Source organism: Nostoc favosum CHAB5714 (assembly GCF_020829495.1).
In the GTDB taxonomy this organism is placed as follows: domain Bacteria; phylum Cyanobacteriota; class Cyanobacteriia; order Cyanobacteriales; family Nostocaceae; genus Nostoc; species Nostoc favosum.
Genome location: NZ_JAIVFQ010000044.1, coordinates 19,365 through 40,259, shown reverse-complemented (window position 1 = coordinate 40,259; position 20,895 = coordinate 19,365). Strand labels below are relative to the sequence as shown.

Here is a 20,895-nt window from a genome sequence, read left to right as displayed (position 1 = left end):
TAATTCGTAATTAAGGAGAGTACAACCCCCACCAATTCTTTGATTTGGTGGTCAACAAGAGAGTGGTGAGTTCAATCGGACACTAATTGTAACTACGAATTACGAATTATCAATTACGAATTATGTTGACATTGAATTGGGTTCTGTCTGGAAGTATGAGGAGTAGCGTTAGATGAATTAGCACTGAGGACTATTTGTCCTTTGGCGTTTAGCACTGCACCTGTGGCTTCAACAATGCGTTTGGGAGTGGGGGTTGTTGGTTTATTAGTAACAGGTGGTAGGGAACGGTTGTTATTGTTGGGTTTAAAAGGCACCCAATCTATTTGGGTTGCATCTGGAGTGAGAATGTCTTTGGGATTGGGTGGTAAACCGCCACGTCCGGTAATCACAAATCGGTTTTGAGCGTAACCTGGACTGTAACAACCTTGGGCTAGTTGGGTGTCAACTGGTACTATTGGCAACTCAACCAAGCCACTGTTGGGGTCGATACCAGGTGTATTAAGTTCTACAGTGCCATTAAGCTGAGGACTTGCTCCAGTAGCGGTAATATCACTTGTGCTATTAGATGCCACATCTCGGAATTGTGTACCAAAGATGGCAGAGGCATTGATTTGCACTCTTCCACCACGAAAGTTATCCGAATTGGCACTGATGTCGCTATTTCCGAAAGCAATAAGGAAATCGGTGTCAATGTTGATGTTGCCGCCAATAACGTCTTTGCCCCTGGCGTTAGTTCTGATGTTGCTATTGCGACTCATGATTAAACTTTCTGAGTTAATGTTAATTGTCGCTTGCTCCCTACTTGGGTCAACTTTAGCACTTTGTGTATTACCACTAAGTACGGCATTATTGTTTAAACGGATAGAGCGGGCATTTAATGTCATGATACCTGCGGTTCCTATTCCCGAACTCTGCACGTTTATTTCAGATCCATCTTGCACTAATAAAGTATGAGTTTTAATAGTTAAATCACCTGCATCCCCTGTTGAGTCTGCTTCTGCGGAAGCAAGCAAGCCACTGCCAAACCTACCATCAGCACTTGTGCTAATAATTTGTACATCTTGGGCATCAACACTTAAATTTCCTCCCTTGCCTGCACCAGATGTACCGGTAAATACCTGCGCCCCATCTTTGAGTAGCAGAGTATGAGTTTTAATAGTCAAATCACCCGCATCCCCTGTTGAGTCTGGTTGTGCGGAAGCAAACAAGCCACTGCCAGACCTACCATCAGTACTTGTGCCAATAATTTGCACATCTTGGGCATCAACACTTAAATTTCCTCCCTTGCCTGTACCAAATGTACCAGTAGCTACCTGCGCCCCATCTTTGATTAGCAGAGTATGAGTTTTAATAGTCAAATCATCCGCATCCCCTGTTGAGTCTGGTTGTGCGGAAGCAAACAAGCCACTGACAGACATACCATCAGCACGTGTCCCAATAATTTGCACATCTTGGGCATCAACACTTAAATTTCCTCCCTTGCCTCCACCCCTTGTACTAGCACTTACCTGCGCCCCATCTTTGAGTAGCAGAGTATGAGTTTTAATAGTCAAATCACCCGCATCCCCTGTTGAGTCTGGTTGTGCGGCAGCAGACAAGCCACTGGCAGACCTACCATCAGCACTTCTCCCAATAATTTGCACATCTTGGGCATCAACACTTAAATTTCCTCCCTTGCCTCCACCCCTTGTTCTAGCACCTACCTGCGCCCCATCTTTGATTAGCAAAGTATTAGTTTTAATAGTCAAATCACCCGCATTCCCTGTTGAGTTTGGTTGTGCGTCAGCAAACAAGCCACTGAAATCCCTACCATCAGCACTTCTCCCAATAATTTGCACATCTTGGGCATCAACACTTAAATTTCCTCCCTCGCCTCCACTAAATGTACCAGTAGCTACCTGCGCCCCATCTTTGATTAGCAAAGTATGAGTTTTAATAGTCAAATCACCTGCATCCCCTGCTGAGTTTGGTTGTGCGGCAGCAAACAAGCTACTGCCAAACCCATCATCAGCACTTGTGCCAATAATTTGCACATCTTGGGCATCAACATTTAAATTTCCTCCCTTGCCTGCACCAAATGTACTAGTAGTTACCTGCGCCCCATCTTTGATTAGCAGAGTATGAGTTTTAATAGTCAAATCACCTGCATCCCCTGCTGAGTCTGGTTGTGCGTCAGCAAACAAGCCACTCCTAAACCTACCATTAGCACGTGTGCCAATAATTTGTACATCTTGGGCATCAACACTTAAATTTCCTCCCTTGCCTGCACCAAATGTACTAGTAGTTACCTGCGCCCCATCTTTGATTAGCAGAGTATGAGTTTTAATAGTCAAATCACCTGCATCCCCCGTTGAGTTTGGTTGTGCGGTAGCAGACAAGCCACTGGGAGACCCACCATCAGCACGTGTGCCAATAATTTGTACATCTTGGGTATCAACACTTAAATTTCCTCCCTTGCCTGCACCAAATGTACTAGTAGTTACAAAAGCTCCACTCTCAATTCGTAAGGTTCTAGTGCTGATATTGATATCGCCTCCCTGTCCAGCTGCTTCTGGTCGCACCTGATTAGCAATGAAGCTATTATTGTCAAGATTAATTACTCCAGTTGCATTAACTTCAATATTTCCTGCCTTACTATTCTCAGAAGCCAGCGCACCATTTATTCCTGCAAACAGGAAACTCCTTCCTGTCATCTTTAAATTCTGGGCATTAACCGCGATACTTCCACCATTACTAGCATTAACTCTTATTCTTGCACCATTGCTTAGTGTTACATCACTTTTTTCTACACTATCGGGAAAACTCAAACTCAGGTTATTACCATTCTCATTCAACCCAACCGTTCCCGCACCTGCTAACCCACCTAACTCGACTCGTCCACCAAAAGCATACAAATTGCCACCATCCATATTGATATCGCCGCCTACCAATAGCAAACTCTTGCCATCTGGTACGCGCAAACCTCTTGCTATAAATTCAGAAGATGGATTTAAACCGGAGGGAGCAATTGAGTTATTTTGAATAGATGCGGTTTTGATTTGATTAAACAGTAAGGCAGAAGGATTGACTGTTAGCAGAGATAAAGAACTTTCTGGATTAGAGGCACTAAAAAAACCTTGATTGCCGAAAGCGATTGCCGACGCTGTAGTCGCAACAAAAGAACCACCAACATTTAACTGAGCATTCTGACCAAAAACAATACCATTGGGATTTATCAAAAATAGGTTAGCTGTACCCTTAGTGCTGATTATCCCATTAATATTAGATACAGATCCACCCGTTACTCGACTAATAATATTTTGAATATCAAGAGCATTATTAAAAGAAGCAGTGCCACCAATAGGCACAGAAAATTCGCCAAAGCTGTGAAACAAATTACTTCCTGCTTGCGTTCCTCCAGTAATATTAAAAGTATTCCCATCCCTTGTAATACTGGAATTGTTAGGCAAAGTGCCATCTGGAGCAATTTCAGCGAAAACATGCTCTTGCGAAGAAGCAATCAATTGGCTGCCCATCGCCAAACTACAACACCAACATCGCCAATCTTGAGTTATCCCTAACATTGTACCCACCCGATTAATTGTCTGATTTTGTCAGTTTTCTAAGTTGTAATGCTGTACAATTGGCTCTTTAGCAATATCTTGTAAGCCAACTGCACTTAATAAGTCAACCCAATCTTTATTAAGAGTTGCATTCTGCGAATTTGCATGGCGCAGTTGACCTAAATTAGTTAGGGCATCGTACCAAATATTATTAGCGCTATAAGCAATGTACTCCCTTGGCTTTGCTGTCTTTAATTGACTATCAAGAGCCTGAGTCAGCACCTGCCTTTGCACAAACCCATCTACATAAAAATTGTCAGATGTTTGTCCCACATCACCACAATAAATATGAAAGTACCAATGATATTTTTTATTTGCTTTTAAGGAATATTGCGGTTGTGGTGGAGTAATGCTAATAATACCACGTTTTCCAGACAGAGTAAGAGGTGTTCGATAAACATTCTGTACATCTTGACCATCCTGCATCTGTAACACAAATTCTGCGGAACGGGCAGTCTCTGGTAGTTCAGGAACATAAAACCAAAAAGTTGGATTTTCTGCAACTGTTGATGCCAAGACTGATTTTCCTCCATCACCAGGTACTAAAGCAGTAAGACTCGCCAGGGACTTAGGACACTCAGGATTACGCCCAGCCCCTGCTTTGCGCCGACCTGTAGGTGCGCCGTTTCTGGGCAATGTCGGTTGCTGGAAGGATTGGAAATGCGAATTTTTAACAGGGTTTTGAATCGAATTAGTCAGTTGTGCCTGCACTGATTGCAAATGACTTGTTGCACTAATAATTAGCAAAGAAATTGTGCAAGTCTCTTGAATTCTTTGGATTAGTAATTTTTTTCTAATCATGATTAAAATTTAATTTTCTTCTTTTATCAAGATGAGAACGTCTAAACCATGAAATTACAATTACTTGGGTAGTTAACACTGCTAATACTGGGGGGATAAGTGGCACCCATCCAGCCAGTATAAAAATGCCAAAACATAAGCCAAATAGCGTTAAAAGTATTGCTATCACCGCTAGTCCCAGGTGCAGAGGTTTGGAATAATACCACGCTATAATACCTCCTAATAATGACCATACCCATATCCAAACTGTCTCTATCCATGCAGACCACCACCACAACAAGGGTCTGCGGTCTAAAACTGCACTGAGGATTTGACTTAGCATCTGTGCTTGTACGAACACCCCCGGTATTTGCTTTTGTTTCTGCTTTGCGCTAGAACTGAATGGTGTCTTCCAATAATCGTTCGTGTTGGTAGGGGCAGAAAGACCAATAAGAATAACACGGTCTCTAAGTGATTGAATTGATTCTAGGGGTATCTTTTCATCTAACACATCTCTCAAACTAACTTGCTCGGCAATTTTTTCAACAGAAGGGAGAGAACTATAATTTAACAATATTTGATAACCAGATGCATCAACTTTTTGATAACCGCTAGTGTGTTCGTTTAATTGTTTAAATACAACATCATCAATCTGTAAATAACCTTCTTTCGTAACACTTGATCTTTTCCCTTCTTTATCTAAATAATGAAGTGCTAGTTGGAGATTAAAAGCATATTCTGTGGTACATAAAGATGTTGGAGGAGGAGTCAAATATAAAAGCTGGCGACGAGCAATAACTTCATCATCTGCAACAAAATCACTAAAACTTAACCGTTCCTTTGGAACTCCATCAGGTGACGGAATACCATCACTATCACCATCATCATCAGTTGTAGCAACTTTGCACACAAAAAATAGACGATTATCCTGGTTAAAACGAGTGGCTAAATTTGGATATTTGGGATCTACAGTCCCATCACGGTAAATATCTAAACCGATAGTTCGCGGTTGGTACTTATTTAATTTATCTAATAATTGAGCAAGGGCTTGGTCAGATAACGACCATCGCATTTGCATCCCTTTATTAATTTGGTACTGAATATCTGCTTCATCAATAGTAATAATCAAAATCCGTTCATCAGGTTTTTCAGTCACAAGCTGCGATCGCAATTGCATAAAATGGTCAAAAGCCTGTAACTCCGAGGTTTGCAGATAACCCCAATACCGCACCCCCATAACCAAACTTGTTACCAAAAAGCTTGTAACCAATATTTTAAAAAGGCTCTTAGCAGTGAAAATCTTTCGCTGCATCTGCCAAGTCATTGTTGCTGACAAAGGATTTTGGCAAATTACCGGCAACCAAGTTGCACAAGGATATTCATCTTCTATTCCTTCAAGCCTTTTTCGCGCCTCCCGTAGTGCAAAGTATAAAGATTGACCATTGGAAAATTCTGTTAAAAAATGTTTTAAAAATTCCTGTGCTACTAAGTCAGGAACTGGTTCGCGCATGACAATAACTTGAGGAATGTGTAAATCCTCTAATGCTTCTGCTAAACCTAGACCATCGCAAGAATTGAAAATTGCTAAATGTAATCCGCTTTCAATTGCTTTTTTGAGTCCATGCTTTAATTTATCTAGACTAATTGTCGTGGTTTGATTGATTTGCAAAGATCCTCTTTCTTTACTATAACTATGTCCCGCAAAAAATAAAATATTCCAAGCTTTATTCCAAAGTTCGTTACTTAATTCTTTTCGTTGTGGTTCTACTAAAAATTTTATTTGAGCTTGAGTTGATAATTTCTCTAAAAATTGCCGATCTTTACTAATATCAATTCCTTGGCTATTACCCAAAATAGCTAATATTCTAACTTTATTTTCTTTATTATATATTTTATTTGGTCGTTGTAGCTCTATAGGGCTAAGTGCTACTTCTGCATTGGGATAGTCTTCAAAAAAGTTCCATAAATGCCAAGGTATACGTCGCAATAAATAATCGCCACTTGCAATCATAAAGCAAATTTCTTCATTTGGATTTAATTGCGTGCGTAACTTTTGCTCTATTTTGCGAAACTGCTCCGAGTTGAGCCAGATATTGATTCTAAATGATAATTCCTCACATAAATCGTTAAATTCAACTTCCGAAAAATTTGTAACATCAGTCTCTTCGATTTCCAGGCGTACAGACCAACCATGATAGCGGTAGAGAGCCGAGTATAGTATTTGCCAATTTCGATAAAGTTGGGGAATTTCTGGTGCTGCTGGTAAACTACCACGAAATTCCATCGCCCGATGATCATTTGTCAACCCAAGTTGAACTGTGACATCGGGGAAGCCTTTGTAGAGGTCTCCCTTACCCAAATTTAAAACAACTAACTTACTCATTACACTCCGACAAAAAAATGTCAGATGACAAAAGCCTCTTTAATTGTGAAATCACCATTAGACACTTGTATATTAAAGCCTTCTCCAGAATACCCTCTAAATCGCTTTAATTGAATAAAATTATCATTACTTCGTGATACAACTTCTTGGATATTTTCTTCTGATTCTGATAGTAAATTCAGCCTCAGGTTAGATGGCAAATAAGTTTTTCCGTTTAATGGATGTAATTGTACTAGTATTTCTACTTTATCTTCAGAATAAGGTGCGATCGCTATTAGCAGCACTACAGATTGATTTCCAACTTGTAATCCCAAATCTATTATTTTTGCTCGTGCTACATTGCCTTCACGCTTTGATGAAATAGTTCTTAAGGCAAACTTTTTATCATTTATACTGCTGAAAACTTCTTCTAGAGCCATCCAACTATTTTCAAACAAATTCTCGAACCATTGGTTTAAATTTACCCGTATTTGGCTAGCACTGAGTGCAGGGTGAGCAACAGCGTCAGGAATACAGTCGAAGAGGAAATTAAGGGGTTTGAGGCTTGCTAGTGGTATTTGCTGCCAATCAGAAGGAATATTAACTCTTTTAACAAATCCCAACAACTGCACTTCATTTAACTGCTCGCTAAACTGGACAGCCACATAACCAATTCTATTTTCCATCACTTCAGGTGGTAGGAAAATTACTGTTTCACCAGGTTGAACTGGACGACACTCTAACTTACCAATGTTGGGAAGAACTAGATCGGCAACATCAAATAAAGCTCGTTTAAGAGGATGCCAACTATCACCTTCTTCTAGAGCAGTATCAATCCACAGCCATTTCAGGTAACTGTAAACAGCATAAACTGCTAGTGTATTCAAATATATTTGTTTCCCTTTTTGAGGCGTGGTTTGTTCAACAGCAAACTGGCGGGCAATGGCATGAGCTTCTTGTCCAAGTGTAATTTTTAAGCAAGGTGTTTCTGTGCTACTCATGGCTGTTAATTAGATTGATATCCGAGTTGAATGGCAACTTCTTGCAGGAGCGGTATTGCTTTTAATTTCCAGTAGGATACTAAAGTTTGGTAATTGATTTGATACTCACGAGCAATATCAGTAAGCTTATCTGGTGGATTCTTAAATATGAACAGCAACCTTTGACTGAGTACTTGACAATTGCATTCGGGATGTTTTCGAGGATAACAGTTTCGTAGTTGCTTGTCTGGATCTTGTTCAATGTAAATTGCTAAATTGGCTACTAAGCATTGTTGTGACTCCTGTTGTAATTGTTCAAGATAAATTTCTAGTCCGCTTAGAACATACGGGTTAGATGGTGTTCCTAATAGTTGTCCTTGTTCTGACACTCGTTCTAACCAAGTTGTTATCTCTGTGTCAGCATCCAAAATGCTTTCATCCAAGGAAAGATGAAATCTTTTTCCTCGGGAGGAAGATGGTAAATTTAAATCTTTGATGCGCCAGTAAAGGTAGGTTTTAAGCCATTTTACTAAATCAGATCGCACTGAAGATGTACGTGGCTGAAAATTTTTGATATTGTAGCTCAACCACTCCAAACTTTGGTTTAAGGCATCTAAAAAGTGATTGGGGCAGTCCATGCTTGAGTATTTTCTAAATTCCGGTAGTCCTTGAATTAAAATTAGAAGCCGACTCATAGATTTTCGCCATTCCCGGCTGCCGTCTGGGTGTTGACAAACTGCTGCTATCAATTGGCGTAGGCGCTCATCCTGATCATCCATAAAAGCTTTTACCAAAGAATAATACAGTAGACACAACACAGCAGCACAGTTATAAGCACTGCTTTATCAGGAAAGGCAGAGGGCAGGTCTTGCTGAAGGCAGAAGGCTTTTATGGAATTCTGACTCCTGCACTGAAGCCCGTGACCAAAGTGAACTTGGGTTTAAGACCCCCACTAAACAAGAGTTTAGTGGCTCCAAGACAGGAGGGGTCTGAATCCTATAAGTGTCTTGTTCCTTCTGGCCTCTGCCTTCTTCAATTGACCTTACTCTTATATCAGGCAAGAATCAAAAAAATATGAAAACTTTAGAATTTTGCTTGCTAATCCTTGAGATGCAGTCCAGGAGCAGATAAGAGAAATTATTTAAAGCAAGTTGGTCGGGGTGCAATACTTCTCGGGTTTTGCATTTTTAATTCGGAATCGGGTCTGGGAAAAGGTTAAAGGGGAAGGGGGAAAGGTTTTTTCTTTCCCTTTCCCCCTTCCCCTTTACCCTTTAACCGAAAAGTATTGGGTCGGGGTGTTGTATTTTTCATAGTTATCCAAATTTTCACTGATATAGGATTAGAGGCTTGATTTGGAAAAACATTTCAAAAAAATTTTACCAATTTATCTTCCAAATAGTTTTCATAATTTTTCATTGTTAGTCTGATTTAGAAGTAAGAGGTTGCTTAAAAGAGTAGTTAGAATTAAGTTAATCTGCGCTTGTTAAATACCATGTTATCAATTGGAACAATTTTTGCAAAAGTAATTATTTGGGTTTAGCCAGGATTTCTCACAACCCAGTAAATATTCATCAAAATTAGCTCTCTAAATTACATTTTTTGATGAAAAAAGAACTGTTGTAAAATCCGGTTTCATAAGTAGGTGTAAAACCAGCTAAATTGTGTAATAAAAAGTCAGCTTTGAAAGCCAAGCCGACCTACTTATGAAACATTTTTCATTTTTCGACAATTCGCCCTCGTATCAGTCAAGTAAGCTCTACGAGCAGATAGCGAAATTATAGAAGTATGAAAAGTTTACCTGCCATTTTTTGTAATCCACCTAATTTAGATTAGGAGACTGACTATGCATAATTCCTTGTTAGTAGATGTTAGTTCAACATCTACTATGCCTAACGGTGTAACACCGAACATTGACACTCATGCTTGGGTTCATCAACCTAATTCTGCAAATGACACAGATATAGTTAAAACACGAAAGCTTTTGGATAGTTCAATAGTGTATGCTTGGCACACAGTGCAGTTCAAATGCAAGCCGCCTGCTTTAACTCGTACACGTTGGGTATGGCGTCTAGCAGGTGCCTACCACTCAAGCCGTTATACTTCGAGATTAATGGAAGAAGCAGCCCAACGCTTTGCTGCATCTGGTCGTCAGAATTTAGCACAATGGGCGGCACAGAAAGCCAAAGAAGAAGCAGGTCATGACCGTCTTGCTCTGCTTGATATTCAATCAATGGGATACGATCCTATTGCGGTTGTGCAAGCATTAGTTCCATCTGCTGCCACATCCTTAGTAGATTCTTTAACCCGAAGTGTACAAGCTTCAAATCCAATTGATTGTGTTGGTCATGCTTATGCAAGTGAACGTCTTGGGACATTTCAAGGAGAAAAGTATATCCAGAGTGTAGAAGCTTTACTACCACCAAATATTTGTGCTACACGTTGGCTGCGCGTACACACCGCTGTTGGTGCTGAAATTAAGCATGTAGAAGAGATAATTGAAGTTGTTGCACAGCTTAGTGAGCGCGAGCGCAATCATATAGCGGAAGCTTGTTATAAAACTGCATTGTTACGCTTTACCCCACCTAAAGATGGTTACATCTCAAATGAAGAACTTCAGCACATATTGAAACCGTTAGAGTTACCAGCACATATGCAAGCAAAATTCAATTGCAAGTCACTAACGGCATAATCAAAAGCTTTAGACAGTTTAGATAATGTTTAAGTGTTGTAATTTTCAAAACAAATTCAAGGAAAACAAAGCCATGATTACAGTAAACATCTCTCCCAAACAGCAATCTTCCACTGAGGATTTCAAAAATCACCTGTTGGAAATTAGTCAAAACACATTAGATGGCAACAAAATTGATGAGTTGGAAAGCCTTTTAAGCACTGAATTCACCCAAGGATTACCCAGCGACATGGAATTCAATGCTTATTAGACTTAGCTTGTCTTTCTGTAAACTAACCTAGATTGCCAACAGCCAGTATTGCTGACTACTCATTGTATAACTTTAAGGAAAACAAAGCCATGATTACAGTAAACATCTCTCCCAAACAGCAATCTTCCACTGAGGATTTCAAAAATCACCTGTTGGAAATTAGTCAGAACACATTAGATGGCAACAAAATTGATGAATTGGAAAGCCTTTTAAGCACTGAATTCATTCACGGTTTACCCAGCGACATGGAATTCAATGCTTATTAGACTTAGCTTGTCTTTCTGTAAACTAACCTAGATTGCCAACAGCCAGTATTGCTGACTACTCATTGTATAACTTTAAGGAAAACAAAGCCATGATTACAGTAAACATCTCTCCCAAACAGCAATCTTCCACTGAGGATTTCAAAAATCACCTGTTGGAAATTAGTCAGAACACATTAGATGGCAACAAAATTGATGAATTGGAAAGCCTTTTAAGCACTGAATTCATTCACGGTTTACCCAGTGACATGGAATTCAATGCTTATTAAATTTTAATACTTGTGCCTTAACGATAGTTGAGGGGCAAGAAACCCGGTTTCTCACAAAAACCGGGTTTCTAAGTTTTGCTTAAACGAGCAGTATTGTATTAGATTTGCTTATCTTTACACATACTTTTAGTGAGTAACCGCTCCCAATGATTTTAGTGTAGAAATAGTAGCAAAAGTTAATCCTTTAACTCTTTTTATATTCATTTGTTCATAAGGACGTGCTGTTTTTAATATTTTTAAGCATTTTCTTGTTGTAACGCTCCAAAGTCTAATTGTTTCATCTTCACCACTGCTAGCCAAAATTTGATTATCAGGAGAAAACACAACTGACCAAACCCTAGCAGTGTGTCCTTGCAAAGACTCGAGGCATTCCCCAGTATTTACATCCCACAGTTTTACTGTATAATCATGACTACAGCTTGCTAATATTCGGCTATCTGGGCTAAATGCTATTGACTGCAACCAAGCTGTATTTAACGGTAAAATTTTCAAGCATTCAAAAGTTTTGGCGCTCCACAGCCTTAATGTTCCATCTGGGCTGGTGCTTGCGATTAAATCTCCATTAGGACTAAAGGCAATTGACCAAACCCAACTCGTATGTCCTTCCAGGATTTTTTCGCACTCATTGGTACTGGTATTCCATAATTTGATTGTTCCATCTAACGAGCAGCTTGCTAGCATTGTTCCTTGAGGATTAAAAGCAATTGACCAAATAGCAGCATTATGCCCTTGGAAAGTTTGTAAAGCTCGACCTGTATTTACATTCCATAACTTTATGGTTCCATCGTCACTGCCGTTTGCTAGCATTGTTCCTTGAGGATTAAAAGCAATTGACCAAACAGCAGCGCTATGCCCTTGGAAAGTTTGTAATACTTGACCTGTATTTACATCCCATAACTTTACGGTTTGATCGACACTGCCACTTGCTAATGTTTGTCCTTGGGGATCAAAGGCAACTGATCGCACCGCCGCACTATGTCCCTGAAAAGTTTGTAATACTTGACCTGTATTGACATCCCATAATGTAACTGAAAAGTCACGGCTACCACTTGCTAGCTTCTTTCCATCTGGACTAAATGCGATCGAGAGTAATTGACTGGTATATCCTTGTAGAGTATTCAGGCATTCACCAGTTTGAACACTCCATAGTTTTACCGTTTGATCTTCACTACCGCTTGCTAACAAATCATCTTGTGGACTAAAAGCAACTGAAAATATATGACTGGAATGTCCGTATAAAGTTTTCAGGCATTCATTGGCGTGGATATTCCAAAGCTTTACCGTGCTATCATTGCTACCACTGGCTAAAATATCTCCTTTTGCACTAAATTTTACCGAATAAACTGCACTGGAATGCCCTGTAAAGCTTGTAATATATTTGCCAGTATTTATATCCCATAATTTTACTATATGGTCATCACCACCACTTGCCAACATCTGCCCATCAGGACTAACAGTAACTGACCTTATTCCATCACAGTGTCCCTGAAAAGTTTGGAGACATTCCCCGGTATTAATATCCCACAACCTAATTGTGTGATCGTCGCTACCACTGACGACTCTTTGTCCGTCAGGACTGAAAGCGACAGAGCATACCCAGCTTGTGTGCTCTTGAAAGGTTCTTAGGCATTGACCAGTACATACACTCCACAGCTTCACTGTGCGATCGTCACTACCACTCACTAATATGTCACCATCTAACCTAAAAGCGACAGACCAAACCTCGTTCTCATGTCCTTCTAAAAACTGAAGGCATTGGCCTGTAATGATATCCCAGCATTTCACAGTACAGTCAGTACTACTGCTAGCAATTCTTCTGCCATCAGGACTAAAAGCAAGTGATACAACCCAGTTGTTGTGACCCTTACAGGTTAAAAAGTTTTTCCAGTCTAAAGTTTGGTACAAGTGGATTTCACCATTTGTATCACCCATAGCTAAAAGTTTACCATCTGGGCTAAAGACGATTGATAAAATACCTCCGAAGGTTTCAGCAAAAATAGATTTAGTTAAATCTGCGTTTTGAAAATTGACATGATGTAATTTCGCCCGACGTAAGTCTGCTTGCCAAATTTTTAAATTAGAAAAATCATAGTTTGTTAAATCAATTTGGCTTTGAATCAATAAGTTAATAATATTTCCACCGCCATATTCATTTGTAACAAACTCGGTTTGAAGCTTAACTAAAATTCGATGCAGTTTGTCTTCGAGATTTTTTTTAGACCCAAAAGTCGTTTCTAACCGACGGGCAATCGGAGCTAAAACCATGCGAATTTGGCTTTCTCTAATGTATTCCTTCGCGGTTACTTTTATCAGTGCATGGTTAAGTAGTAATTCAGGTTTCTCTTTTACAATTTCTTCACAAAACAATTCAATGAAGTTTTCTATCACGTACTCCATCACAACAGGTTGTTGTGTATAGCTGCCAGACCGCTTTTCTATAAAACTGCGTCTCCATAAGCTTGCTAGTGCTTCCAATAAATTTAAGCGAGACACCATAGATACTAAGTCAGACTCTAACTCGCCACAAGATGTCCATTCACGATTCAGCGCTAACCAATACATGATACCCTTTTCTAAAGGTGGCAAGCGCTCAAACTGTTGATTGAGTAGTCTGCGTACTCCATTGAAGATAAAGGTATCTTGTTGCACAAAAGCCTCAATGTCCCCATCAAATAGATCGTTAATTGAAGTAGCAACAATTTTTACTGCTAGTGGATTATTACCGTAGCGATCGCACAGCTGTTGTTTTTGTTCTTCACTCCCTACTATACCTTTAGCATGGAGTAAGCCAATCCCAGCTTCTTTTGAACCACTTAACCTAAGAGAGCGTACTTTCAAATGTTCTCCTTCGTAAGTAGCGATCGCATCAGGCTTTTCTCGACTAGTGAGAATTAAACAACTGTTATGTGTACTCTCTCCAATAACCCTTAACAATTCATCATAATTAGAGTAACCGTCACGAAAGTGCCCAGTCTCTTTAGCATCTAAGATAGTTTCCATGTTGTCCAAAATTAGCAAGCAACGGGAAAAGCATAAATAATGGAGCAACCGCGATATATCTGCTTTACTTTTCTGAAAATTAGACACAAAGGCAACTAACTCAGCTAATAGGGTTTCTAAAGGGGGGGCATTCCCTAGACTTCGCCAAATCACGTACTCAAATTCAGACTGCACTTGTTGTACCAATTTTGCAGTTAAGGCGGTTTTACCTACTCCGCCTATGCCCAGTATTGCTACTTGGAGACAACGGTCAGTTAATATCCATTGCTTTAATTGCGCGATTTCTTCAGTACGTCCATAGAACTCAGAGACATTAATCGCTTCTTGGCAGTCAGTGCGAGGAATTGCGAACTGATTTTGTTGTACTTCGTTTTCTAAATCTTGTTCAGTCTGGCGGTCTTCTGAAAACTGATTTTCAAATCTGGTTTTCACACTTGGCGTGTCCAAAGTACTACGCCACCGACGCTCTAGTGCTAATTTAAAGTTGGTCTTAGTAACCTTTTCACCCAAAGCTTCTGTCAGCAATTTCCACAGCTTTGGTCCCACGGTCTGCTTTAAGTAAGTTACCGAATAACTTGTTTCTTTGGCAATTTCCTCATAGGTCCTGTTTTGCCATGAACCCTGTAGAATGGCAATTTCAGCATGATTTAACCTTGTTCCAGCCTTGGTAAAGACTGCTTCATCTGCTACTTCCAGTCCTTGTTCAAAGTTCATAATTTGCAATATTAGTACTGTAAGTATGTAACCATGAAGTACCAAGCATTATCAGTACTTTACCATAACTTCATACGAGCTTTTACGAACTTTATGCGAACTTATATATATCGACAATTATGAGTAAATACTGGAAACTAAGTTTTAGATTAGTCATACTTAATCATTCAGTCAGTGGCATCAAAAATTACATAAATTTCTTTCACTCACATCCAAACTTCTAAAGACTATATGTCGAATCGTCAGTATCAAACAACCGAATTCCTTACTGCCATTAATAACCAAGTGACAGTACTATCAGGAAAACCCCGCCATATTCTTGCAGAGATTGTATTGTACAAACAACAAGAAGTCGCTCAAAGATGTAAGCAACTGCCTTTAGAAGTCTTAAAAAATCAAATTAGTGCTGCCCCTTCCCCACAAGATTTTCTTGGTGCTTTGCAAGATAATCCTTATAAACCCAGCTTGATTGCAGAGGTCAAAAAAGCTTCCCTTAGTAAAGGAGTCATTTGTGCAGACTTTGATCCTGTCAGGATTGCCCAAGCTTATGAACGCGGTGGTGCTACCTGTTTATCAGTGTTAACCGATGAAAAATTTTTCCAAGGCAGTTTTGATAATCTGCGAAAAATTAGAAACAATGTGGCACTGCCATTGTTGTGCAAAGAATTCATTATTGACCCATATCAAATTTATCTAGCACGGGTTAATGGGGCAGATGCTGTATTATTAATTGCCGCCATATTATCCGATCAAGGTCTCCACGATTTTCTAGAAATTGCTCAATATTTGGGTATGAATGCTCTCATAGAAGTCCATACTCTTAGCGAACTTGAGCGGGTGCTGGCATTACCAAATATACAATTGATTGGGATTAATAACCGGAATCTGGAAGATTTTACTGTTGACTTAACAACAACCCAATTCTTGATAACACAGCATCAAGAAAAAATTACTAGCTTAGGGATAACAGTTGTAAGTGAGTCTGGTTTATACACATCGGCTGATTTAGCTAGAGTTGCCGAGTGGGGAGCCGATGCGGTTTTGGTTGGAGAATCTTTAGTCAAGCAAACTGATATAGAACAGGCTGTAAGCCATTTGTTAATTTCAAACAAGTAGGCTTTATTATCAACATTCAACGCTATTTCGTTACATCCAAGAGGTTAAACTTTACCTCAAGCTTTGATGTACCTATTAGCCCAAGGAAGTTAATCAAGTAGAAACTCAAGAGAGAAATATGCAATCAAACAAACACTTTGACACAATTATCCTCGGCTCAGGACTTGCAGGATCAACCTTAGCCAGTATCCTCGCAAAGCATGGTTTTAGCGTTTTGTTAATTGAAAAGGGCTCTCATCCACGTTTTACAATTGGTGAAGCCATGTTGCCAGAAAGTGCAATGTGGATGTGGATTGTGGGAGAACGTTATGGTATACCAGAACTTAAGAATTTGACCGATGTGAATGCTCTTCGCCAATATGTGTCATCAGGTTGTGGAGTGAAGCGTTTACTTGGGTTTGTTTATCACAATGAAGGTGAGAAACAAAACCCGAATCAGACGCATCAACTTATCTCACCAGATTTCTCTTTTACCTCTGAGAGCCATCTTTATCGCCCAGATGTTGACCACTATATGGTGAAAGTCGCTCAAAGTTACGGCGCAGTCTATCGTGAATTGACTGATGTACAAGAAATTGATTTTCACGAAGATTATGTACAGGTACGGACAAAAGATGGCAAAGAATATACCGCTCGCTTTTTGGCAGATGGCTCAGGCTTTCGTTCACTAGTTGCAGAGAAATTTAATCTCCGGGAGAAGCCAACGCGTTTAAAAAACAATACTCGTGGCATCTTTACCCATGTAACTAACTTACCTGCATATGATGATTGTGTGCCCAAAGAAGATTTGCCAGGGTTAAGTTGTAGATGGCATCAAGGTACACTGCACCATGTCTTTGATGGGGGTTGGATATGGGTTATTCCCTTTGATAACCACAGTCTTTCCGAAAGCTCTTTGTGCAGCGTCGGATTAATGCTCAATGGCTACAAGTATCCCGAAAAAGGCACAGACCCGGAAAAGGAATTCTACAGCATCGTTGAGCGATTCCCAAGCATTGCTAATCATCTCAAAGACCTAAAACCAGCAATGAAGTGGATAGGTACGGATCGGATTCAATACTCATCTACAAAGTCTGTGGGACATCGTTTTGCTTTGTTGAGCCATTCTCAAGGCTTTATTGACCCCCTATACTCAAGAGGCTTTATTAGCACCTTCGAAAACGTTCATGCCCTGGCAGGTCGATTGATAGAAGCATTAAAAGATGATGATTTTTCTGTTGAACGCTTCGCCTATGTGGACAGATTGCAAACAGCAAAATTGAACCACAACGACCAGATAGTCTATAACACTTTTCGCTCAATGGCAAACTTTGAGTTATGGAATGCGATGACTCAACTGTGGTTAGCTTACCTCATTTTCCATGATGTCAATCTATTTCGTAGTTGTATGAAATATCAATCTAGTGGAGATATTTCAGCCTTTTTAGACCTCGGTAGAGAAGAACCTTTCACTGGTGCAAATGCGCCTTTCAGCAAACGATTCCAGCCAGTTCTTGATAGTTATCAGGCTCTGTTAGATAAATTTGAAGCCGGAGAAATACCACCACAAGAAGCAGCTAATGGAATGCTTTCTTTGCTTAAGAAATCCGAGTTGTTGCCACAATCAATTTATCCTTGGGGAGATCCTGCAGCACGGCATCTTGATTTGGCTGCCCATCCGGAGTTAGCTAAACCATTGCTCTTTCCGGAACAAGATGATGCAATATTATTAGCATCACCGCAAGACTTCCAACAAAAGACATTAATAACTACATAGCAGATAAGTTCGATTAGGGACTAAAGTTCAATTTTGTTTAACTTAGGAGATAGTTATGCAAGTGACATCACCGTCTTCCACACAACTTAAAAAGATTACGGCACCGGGTCCACGTGGGTTACCTATCATCGGGAACTTGCCTATCATCGGTCCATACCCATATCTGACATTTACTGACTTAGCGAAAAAGTACGGTGATGTTTTTCAAATACGTATTTTTTCGCAACCTGTAGTTGTGCTCAATCGACTTGAGACAATTAGAGAGGCTTTACTAAAGCAGCAAGGGGATTTTGCTGGTAGACCTGACTTTTTTACCCTAAGGAAGGCTGTTAAAGGTAGGGCTATTGGGGGTAGGGAGTACGGTTTGCCATGGAAAAGGCACCGTGAAATTGCCATTAACGCTCTGCATATGTTCGTCACAAGTAAAACAGCCTCGATTGAACAAACAGTGATGCAGGAAGCAACTGAATTAGTGAATATCCTCCTGAGCTATCAAAGTCAACCTTTCGACCCAACAATGGAGGTAAATCTTTCTGTTGCAAATGTTATGGTCAAAATCTTATTTGGAGAAAGATGTAACCGTGACGATCAGGATTTTATTGCTTTTACCAAATTTGCTAAGGATTTCCCTCAAAATAGTGGAGGTGCTCTGTTAGCTGATTTTATGCCAGAGACTCGCATATTTTTTGAAACTTTTGGACAAGGATTATACAGATGGCGTAACGCCCTTGATAAGCTAGAAAAATTTGTTGTCAAGAAGTTAAAGGAATGTCGAGACTCATACAATCCTAAAAATCTGCGAGGTATGGTAGATGCGCTGTTGAAAGCAGTTAACGAGTTAGACGAGTCCGAGAAGCAAACCTTAGGTTTCACCGAAAAGGTTATCGTGGAAGGAACACCGCAAGAAATGATGGGTACGGGATTACAGCCCATTGCGCCGTTAATATGCTGGGCTATGCTTTACATGATGGCTAACCCGGATATTCAGATTAAAGTCCATCAAGAACTGGACACAGTCGTAGGTAGAGAGCGACAAGTGTGCTTAACGGATCGCAAGAAATTGCCATTTACAGAAGCCTGCATTCATGAGATCCTGCGACATGCTCCTTCTTTTCCGCTTGCTCTCCCAAATGCTACTACAACTGACACTACTATCAATGGTCACTTCATTCCGAAAGACACAGCTGTGTTCATAAATCTTTATGGTTTGACCCGTGACGAACGCTATTGGAAAGAGCCTGAAAAATTTAACCCATATCGATTTTTAACTGACATAGGAGAAGTCAGAGAAGATCTCTTAGATAAGTACTACCCGTTCGGACTTGGAAAACGCAGGTGCTTAGGAGAATACCTAGGACGCATTGAGATATTCACTTTCATCACTAATCTAATGCAAAAATGCACATTTGAAAGGGTTCCTGGAGAGAAATTGAGTTTTGAGGGCACGCCAGGAGCTATTTTTATGCCAAAGGATTTCAAAGTTATTATCAAGCCCCGATTCTAGACTTGAGTTGTTGAAGTGCAAGTGTCATCAAGTGATGCAAAATCGTTTCTCACTTATGACATCTCCTCAGATTTTTGAGTGGATACAAACAAAATTTGGAGGTAGAATATGGTTCATCATCCCCCAGAACCATTTCGGATCAAGATAGTTGAACCCATAAAATTACTTGATCGCGATGCGCGTGAGGCAGCTATACGGCGAGCTAATTACAACCTGTTCAGTCTGCGAGCAGAAGACATCTTCATTGATTTGTTCACAGACTCCGGCACCAGCGCGATGAGCCAGACACAATGGGCAGCCATGTTTGAAGGTGATGAAGCCTATGCAGGAGCACGCTCTTATTTCCGGTTAGCAGAAGTCATAGGGGATATTTTCGGCTTTTCGTATTTTTTGCCTACCCACCAAGGTCGAGCAGCAGAAAACATTTTGAGCGCCTGTTTGGTTAAACCAGGTCAGTATGTCCCCTCTAACATCCATTTCGATACTGGCTATGCTAACATCCGCGATCAAGGAGGTCACCCTGTCAATCTTGTCATTGATGAAGCTCACAATCCTACTTTATACCACCTTTTTAAGGGGAATATGGATATTCAAAAGTTGCGAGACTTTATCAAACAGACAGGGTCAGACCAGATTCCCTTTGGCATGATTACCATAACGAACAATGCCGGAGGTGGTCAACCAGTTTCTATGGAAAATCTCCGAGCAGTTTCGCAGACATACAAAGAATTCGGGATTCCATTTTTCATAGACGCTTGTCGCTTTGCAGAAAATGCCTACTTCATCAAACTGCGGGAGCCAGGTTATGCGGATAAAACTCCCTTAGAAATTAGCCGTGAAATGTTCGCTTTAGCCGATGGCATAACCATGAGTGCCAAAAAAGACGGCATTGTGAATATTGGTGGCTTTATAGCCATGAACGATAAAACGCTGTTTGAACAGGCAAGCAATGAGTTGCTCATCCGTGAGGGATTTCCGACCTACGGTGGGCTGGCTGGTCGAGATTTAGATGCAATGGCTGTTGGCTTGCGTGAAGTACTCCAAGAAGAATATCTCGCCTATCGCTTGGGGCAAACGGCTTATCTGGCAGAACGTTTACGGGAATTAGGAATTCCAATTATTGAGCCACCTGGAGCACATGCAGTGTATGTGGACGCTGGGCAGTTATTACCTCATATCCCCCAAGAACAATTTCCTGGTCAATCCCTTTCGGTAGAACTTTATTTAGAAGGTGGAATACGTGCAGTAGAAATAGGCTCATTGGGTTTTGCTCATCCCGATCCACAAACAGGTCAGATGGTACATCCCAAATTAGAATTACTTCGTCTGGCGCTGCCAAGACGGGTATATACGCAAAGCCATCTAGATTATGTGGCTGAAACATTAAGCAAAACTGCTGCGCGGCGCGAGCAAATACCTGGCTATCGACTGATTTATGCAGCTAAACTGATGCGCCAATTTACTGCTCAGCTTGAGCCTATCACATCAGATGCTCATCCTGAAGAACCATCCTTAGAACTTTCAATGCTCTAAGTTTAACCAAAACTTTGAAATTTCCAAAAAATAAATTCTTCCCAGTACAAAGCGTAAAGCAAAGTCAGGACTGGTTT

Annotated in this window: 14 protein-coding genes; 8 read left to right on the top strand and 6 right to left on the bottom strand. The window is 40.3% G+C overall.

Annotation, left to right across the window (positions count from 1 at the left end):
- Window positions 1–113: 113 nt before the first annotated feature.
- From LC586_RS23695 to LC586_RS23675, 5 genes are read right to left on the bottom strand one after another with little or no spacing between them, the layout of a single operon-like run.
- Entirely contained in the window at window positions 114–3,563 is a 3,450-nt protein-coding gene (locus LC586_RS23695) for a two-partner secretion domain-containing protein (RefSeq protein WP_229487108.1), read from the bottom strand.
- Window positions 3,564–3,593: 30 nt separating this feature from the next.
- A complete protein-coding gene (locus LC586_RS23690) occupies window positions 3,594–4,403 on the bottom strand; it encodes a DUF928 domain-containing protein (RefSeq protein WP_229487107.1) in 810 nt (269 codons plus the stop codon).
- Window positions 4,396–6,765: a CHASE2 domain-containing protein gene (locus tag LC586_RS23685; protein WP_229487106.1), complete on the bottom strand. Its 2,370-nt coding sequence runs from the start codon at window positions 6,763–6,765 to the stop codon at window positions 4,396–4,398. The genes LC586_RS23690 and LC586_RS23685 overlap by 8 nt, the downstream gene beginning before the upstream one ends.
- 20 nt (window positions 6,766–6,785) lie before the next feature.
- Window positions 6,786–7,745: a DUF1822 family protein gene (locus LC586_RS23680; RefSeq protein WP_229487105.1), complete on the bottom strand. Its 960-nt coding sequence runs from the start codon at window positions 7,743–7,745 to the stop codon at window positions 6,786–6,788.
- A 5-nt stretch (window positions 7,746–7,750) separates the two neighbouring features.
- Complete coding sequence (locus LC586_RS23675) at window positions 7,751–8,503, bottom strand: hypothetical protein (RefSeq protein WP_229487104.1); 753 nt, start codon at window positions 8,501–8,503, stop codon at window positions 7,751–7,753.
- A gap of 1,064 nt (window positions 8,504–9,567) precedes the next feature.
- Here LC586_RS23675 and LC586_RS23670 point away from each other — a divergent pair.
- From LC586_RS23670 to LC586_RS23655, 4 genes are all read left to right on the top strand, one after another.
- Entirely contained in the window at window positions 9,568–10,413 is an 846-nt protein-coding gene (locus LC586_RS23670) for a hypothetical protein (RefSeq protein WP_229487103.1), read from the top strand.
- Between the two features lie 73 nt (window positions 10,414–10,486).
- A complete protein-coding gene (locus LC586_RS23665; protein ID WP_229487102.1) occupies window positions 10,487–10,663 on the top strand; it encodes a hypothetical protein in 177 nt (58 codons plus the stop codon).
- Window positions 10,664–10,752: 89 nt separating this feature from the next.
- The gene (locus LC586_RS23660; protein WP_229487101.1) at window positions 10,753–10,929 is read left to right on the top strand and encodes a hypothetical protein; all 177 of its coding nucleotides are present in this window, start codon (window positions 10,753–10,755) and stop codon (window positions 10,927–10,929) included.
- Window positions 10,930–11,018: 89 nt separating this feature from the next.
- Entirely contained in the window at window positions 11,019–11,195 is a 177-nt protein-coding gene (locus tag LC586_RS23655) for a hypothetical protein (protein ID WP_229487101.1), read from the top strand.
- A 126-nt stretch (window positions 11,196–11,321) separates the two neighbouring features.
- Here the strand turns inward: LC586_RS23655 and LC586_RS23650 are convergent, their stop codons facing one another.
- Complete coding sequence (locus LC586_RS23650; protein WP_229487100.1) at window positions 11,322–14,909, bottom strand: WD40 domain-containing protein; 3,588 nt, start codon at window positions 14,907–14,909, stop codon at window positions 11,322–11,324.
- 231 nt (window positions 14,910–15,140) lie between these two features.
- Between LC586_RS23650 and trpC the strand changes: the two genes are divergently transcribed.
- The 4 genes from trpC (at window position 15,141) to LC586_RS23630 (ending at window position 20,818) form a co-directional block, all read left to right on the top strand.
- Window positions 15,141–16,025 (top strand): indole-3-glycerol phosphate synthase TrpC, encoded by an 885-nt coding sequence (trpC, locus tag LC586_RS23645; RefSeq protein WP_229487099.1) that lies wholly within the window; start codon window positions 15,141–15,143, stop codon window positions 16,023–16,025.
- 118 nt (window positions 16,026–16,143) lie between these two features.
- Entirely contained in the window at window positions 16,144–17,781 is a 1,638-nt protein-coding gene (locus LC586_RS23640; protein ID WP_229487098.1) for an NAD(P)/FAD-dependent oxidoreductase, read from the top strand.
- Window positions 17,782–17,836: 55 nt separating this feature from the next.
- Window positions 17,837–19,285 (top strand): cytochrome P450, encoded by a 1,449-nt coding sequence (locus tag LC586_RS23635; RefSeq protein WP_229487097.1) that lies wholly within the window; start codon window positions 17,837–17,839, stop codon window positions 19,283–19,285.
- Between the two features lie 108 nt (window positions 19,286–19,393).
- Window positions 19,394–20,818: a tryptophanase gene (locus LC586_RS23630; protein WP_229487096.1), complete on the top strand. Its 1,425-nt coding sequence runs from the start codon at window positions 19,394–19,396 to the stop codon at window positions 20,816–20,818.
- Window positions 20,819–20,895 lie beyond the last annotated feature (77 nt).

Coding starts and splice junctions, on each gene's coding strand:
- LC586_RS23695 (WP_229487108.1), bottom strand. CDS start 3,563: ATGTTAGGGATAACTCAAGATTGGCGATGTTGGTGTTGTAGTTTGGCG.
- LC586_RS23690 (WP_229487107.1), bottom strand. CDS start 4,403: ATGATTAGAAAAAAATTACTAATCCAAAGAATTCAAGAGACTTGCACA.
- LC586_RS23685 (WP_229487106.1), bottom strand. CDS start 6,765: ATGAGTAAGTTAGTTGTTTTAAATTTGGGTAAGGGAGACCTCTACAAA.
- LC586_RS23680 (WP_229487105.1), bottom strand. CDS start 7,745: ATGAGTAGCACAGAAACACCTTGCTTAAAAATTACACTTGGACAAGAA.
- LC586_RS23675 (WP_229487104.1), bottom strand. CDS start 8,503: ATGGATGATCAGGATGAGCGCCTACGCCAATTGATAGCAGCAGTTTGT.
- LC586_RS23670 (WP_229487103.1), top strand. CDS start 9,568: ATGCATAATTCCTTGTTAGTAGATGTTAGTTCAACATCTACTATGCCT.
- LC586_RS23665 (WP_229487102.1), top strand. CDS start 10,487: ATGATTACAGTAAACATCTCTCCCAAACAGCAATCTTCCACTGAGGAT.
- LC586_RS23660 (WP_229487101.1), top strand. CDS start 10,753: ATGATTACAGTAAACATCTCTCCCAAACAGCAATCTTCCACTGAGGAT.
- LC586_RS23655 (WP_229487101.1), top strand. CDS start 11,019: ATGATTACAGTAAACATCTCTCCCAAACAGCAATCTTCCACTGAGGAT.
- LC586_RS23650 (WP_229487100.1), bottom strand. CDS start 14,909: ATGAACTTTGAACAAGGACTGGAAGTAGCAGATGAAGCAGTCTTTACC.
- trpC (WP_229487099.1), top strand. CDS start 15,141: ATGTCGAATCGTCAGTATCAAACAACCGAATTCCTTACTGCCATTAAT.
- LC586_RS23640 (WP_229487098.1), top strand. CDS start 16,144: ATGCAATCAAACAAACACTTTGACACAATTATCCTCGGCTCAGGACTT.
- LC586_RS23635 (WP_229487097.1), top strand. CDS start 17,837: ATGCAAGTGACATCACCGTCTTCCACACAACTTAAAAAGATTACGGCA.
- LC586_RS23630 (WP_229487096.1), top strand. CDS start 19,394: ATGGTTCATCATCCCCCAGAACCATTTCGGATCAAGATAGTTGAACCC.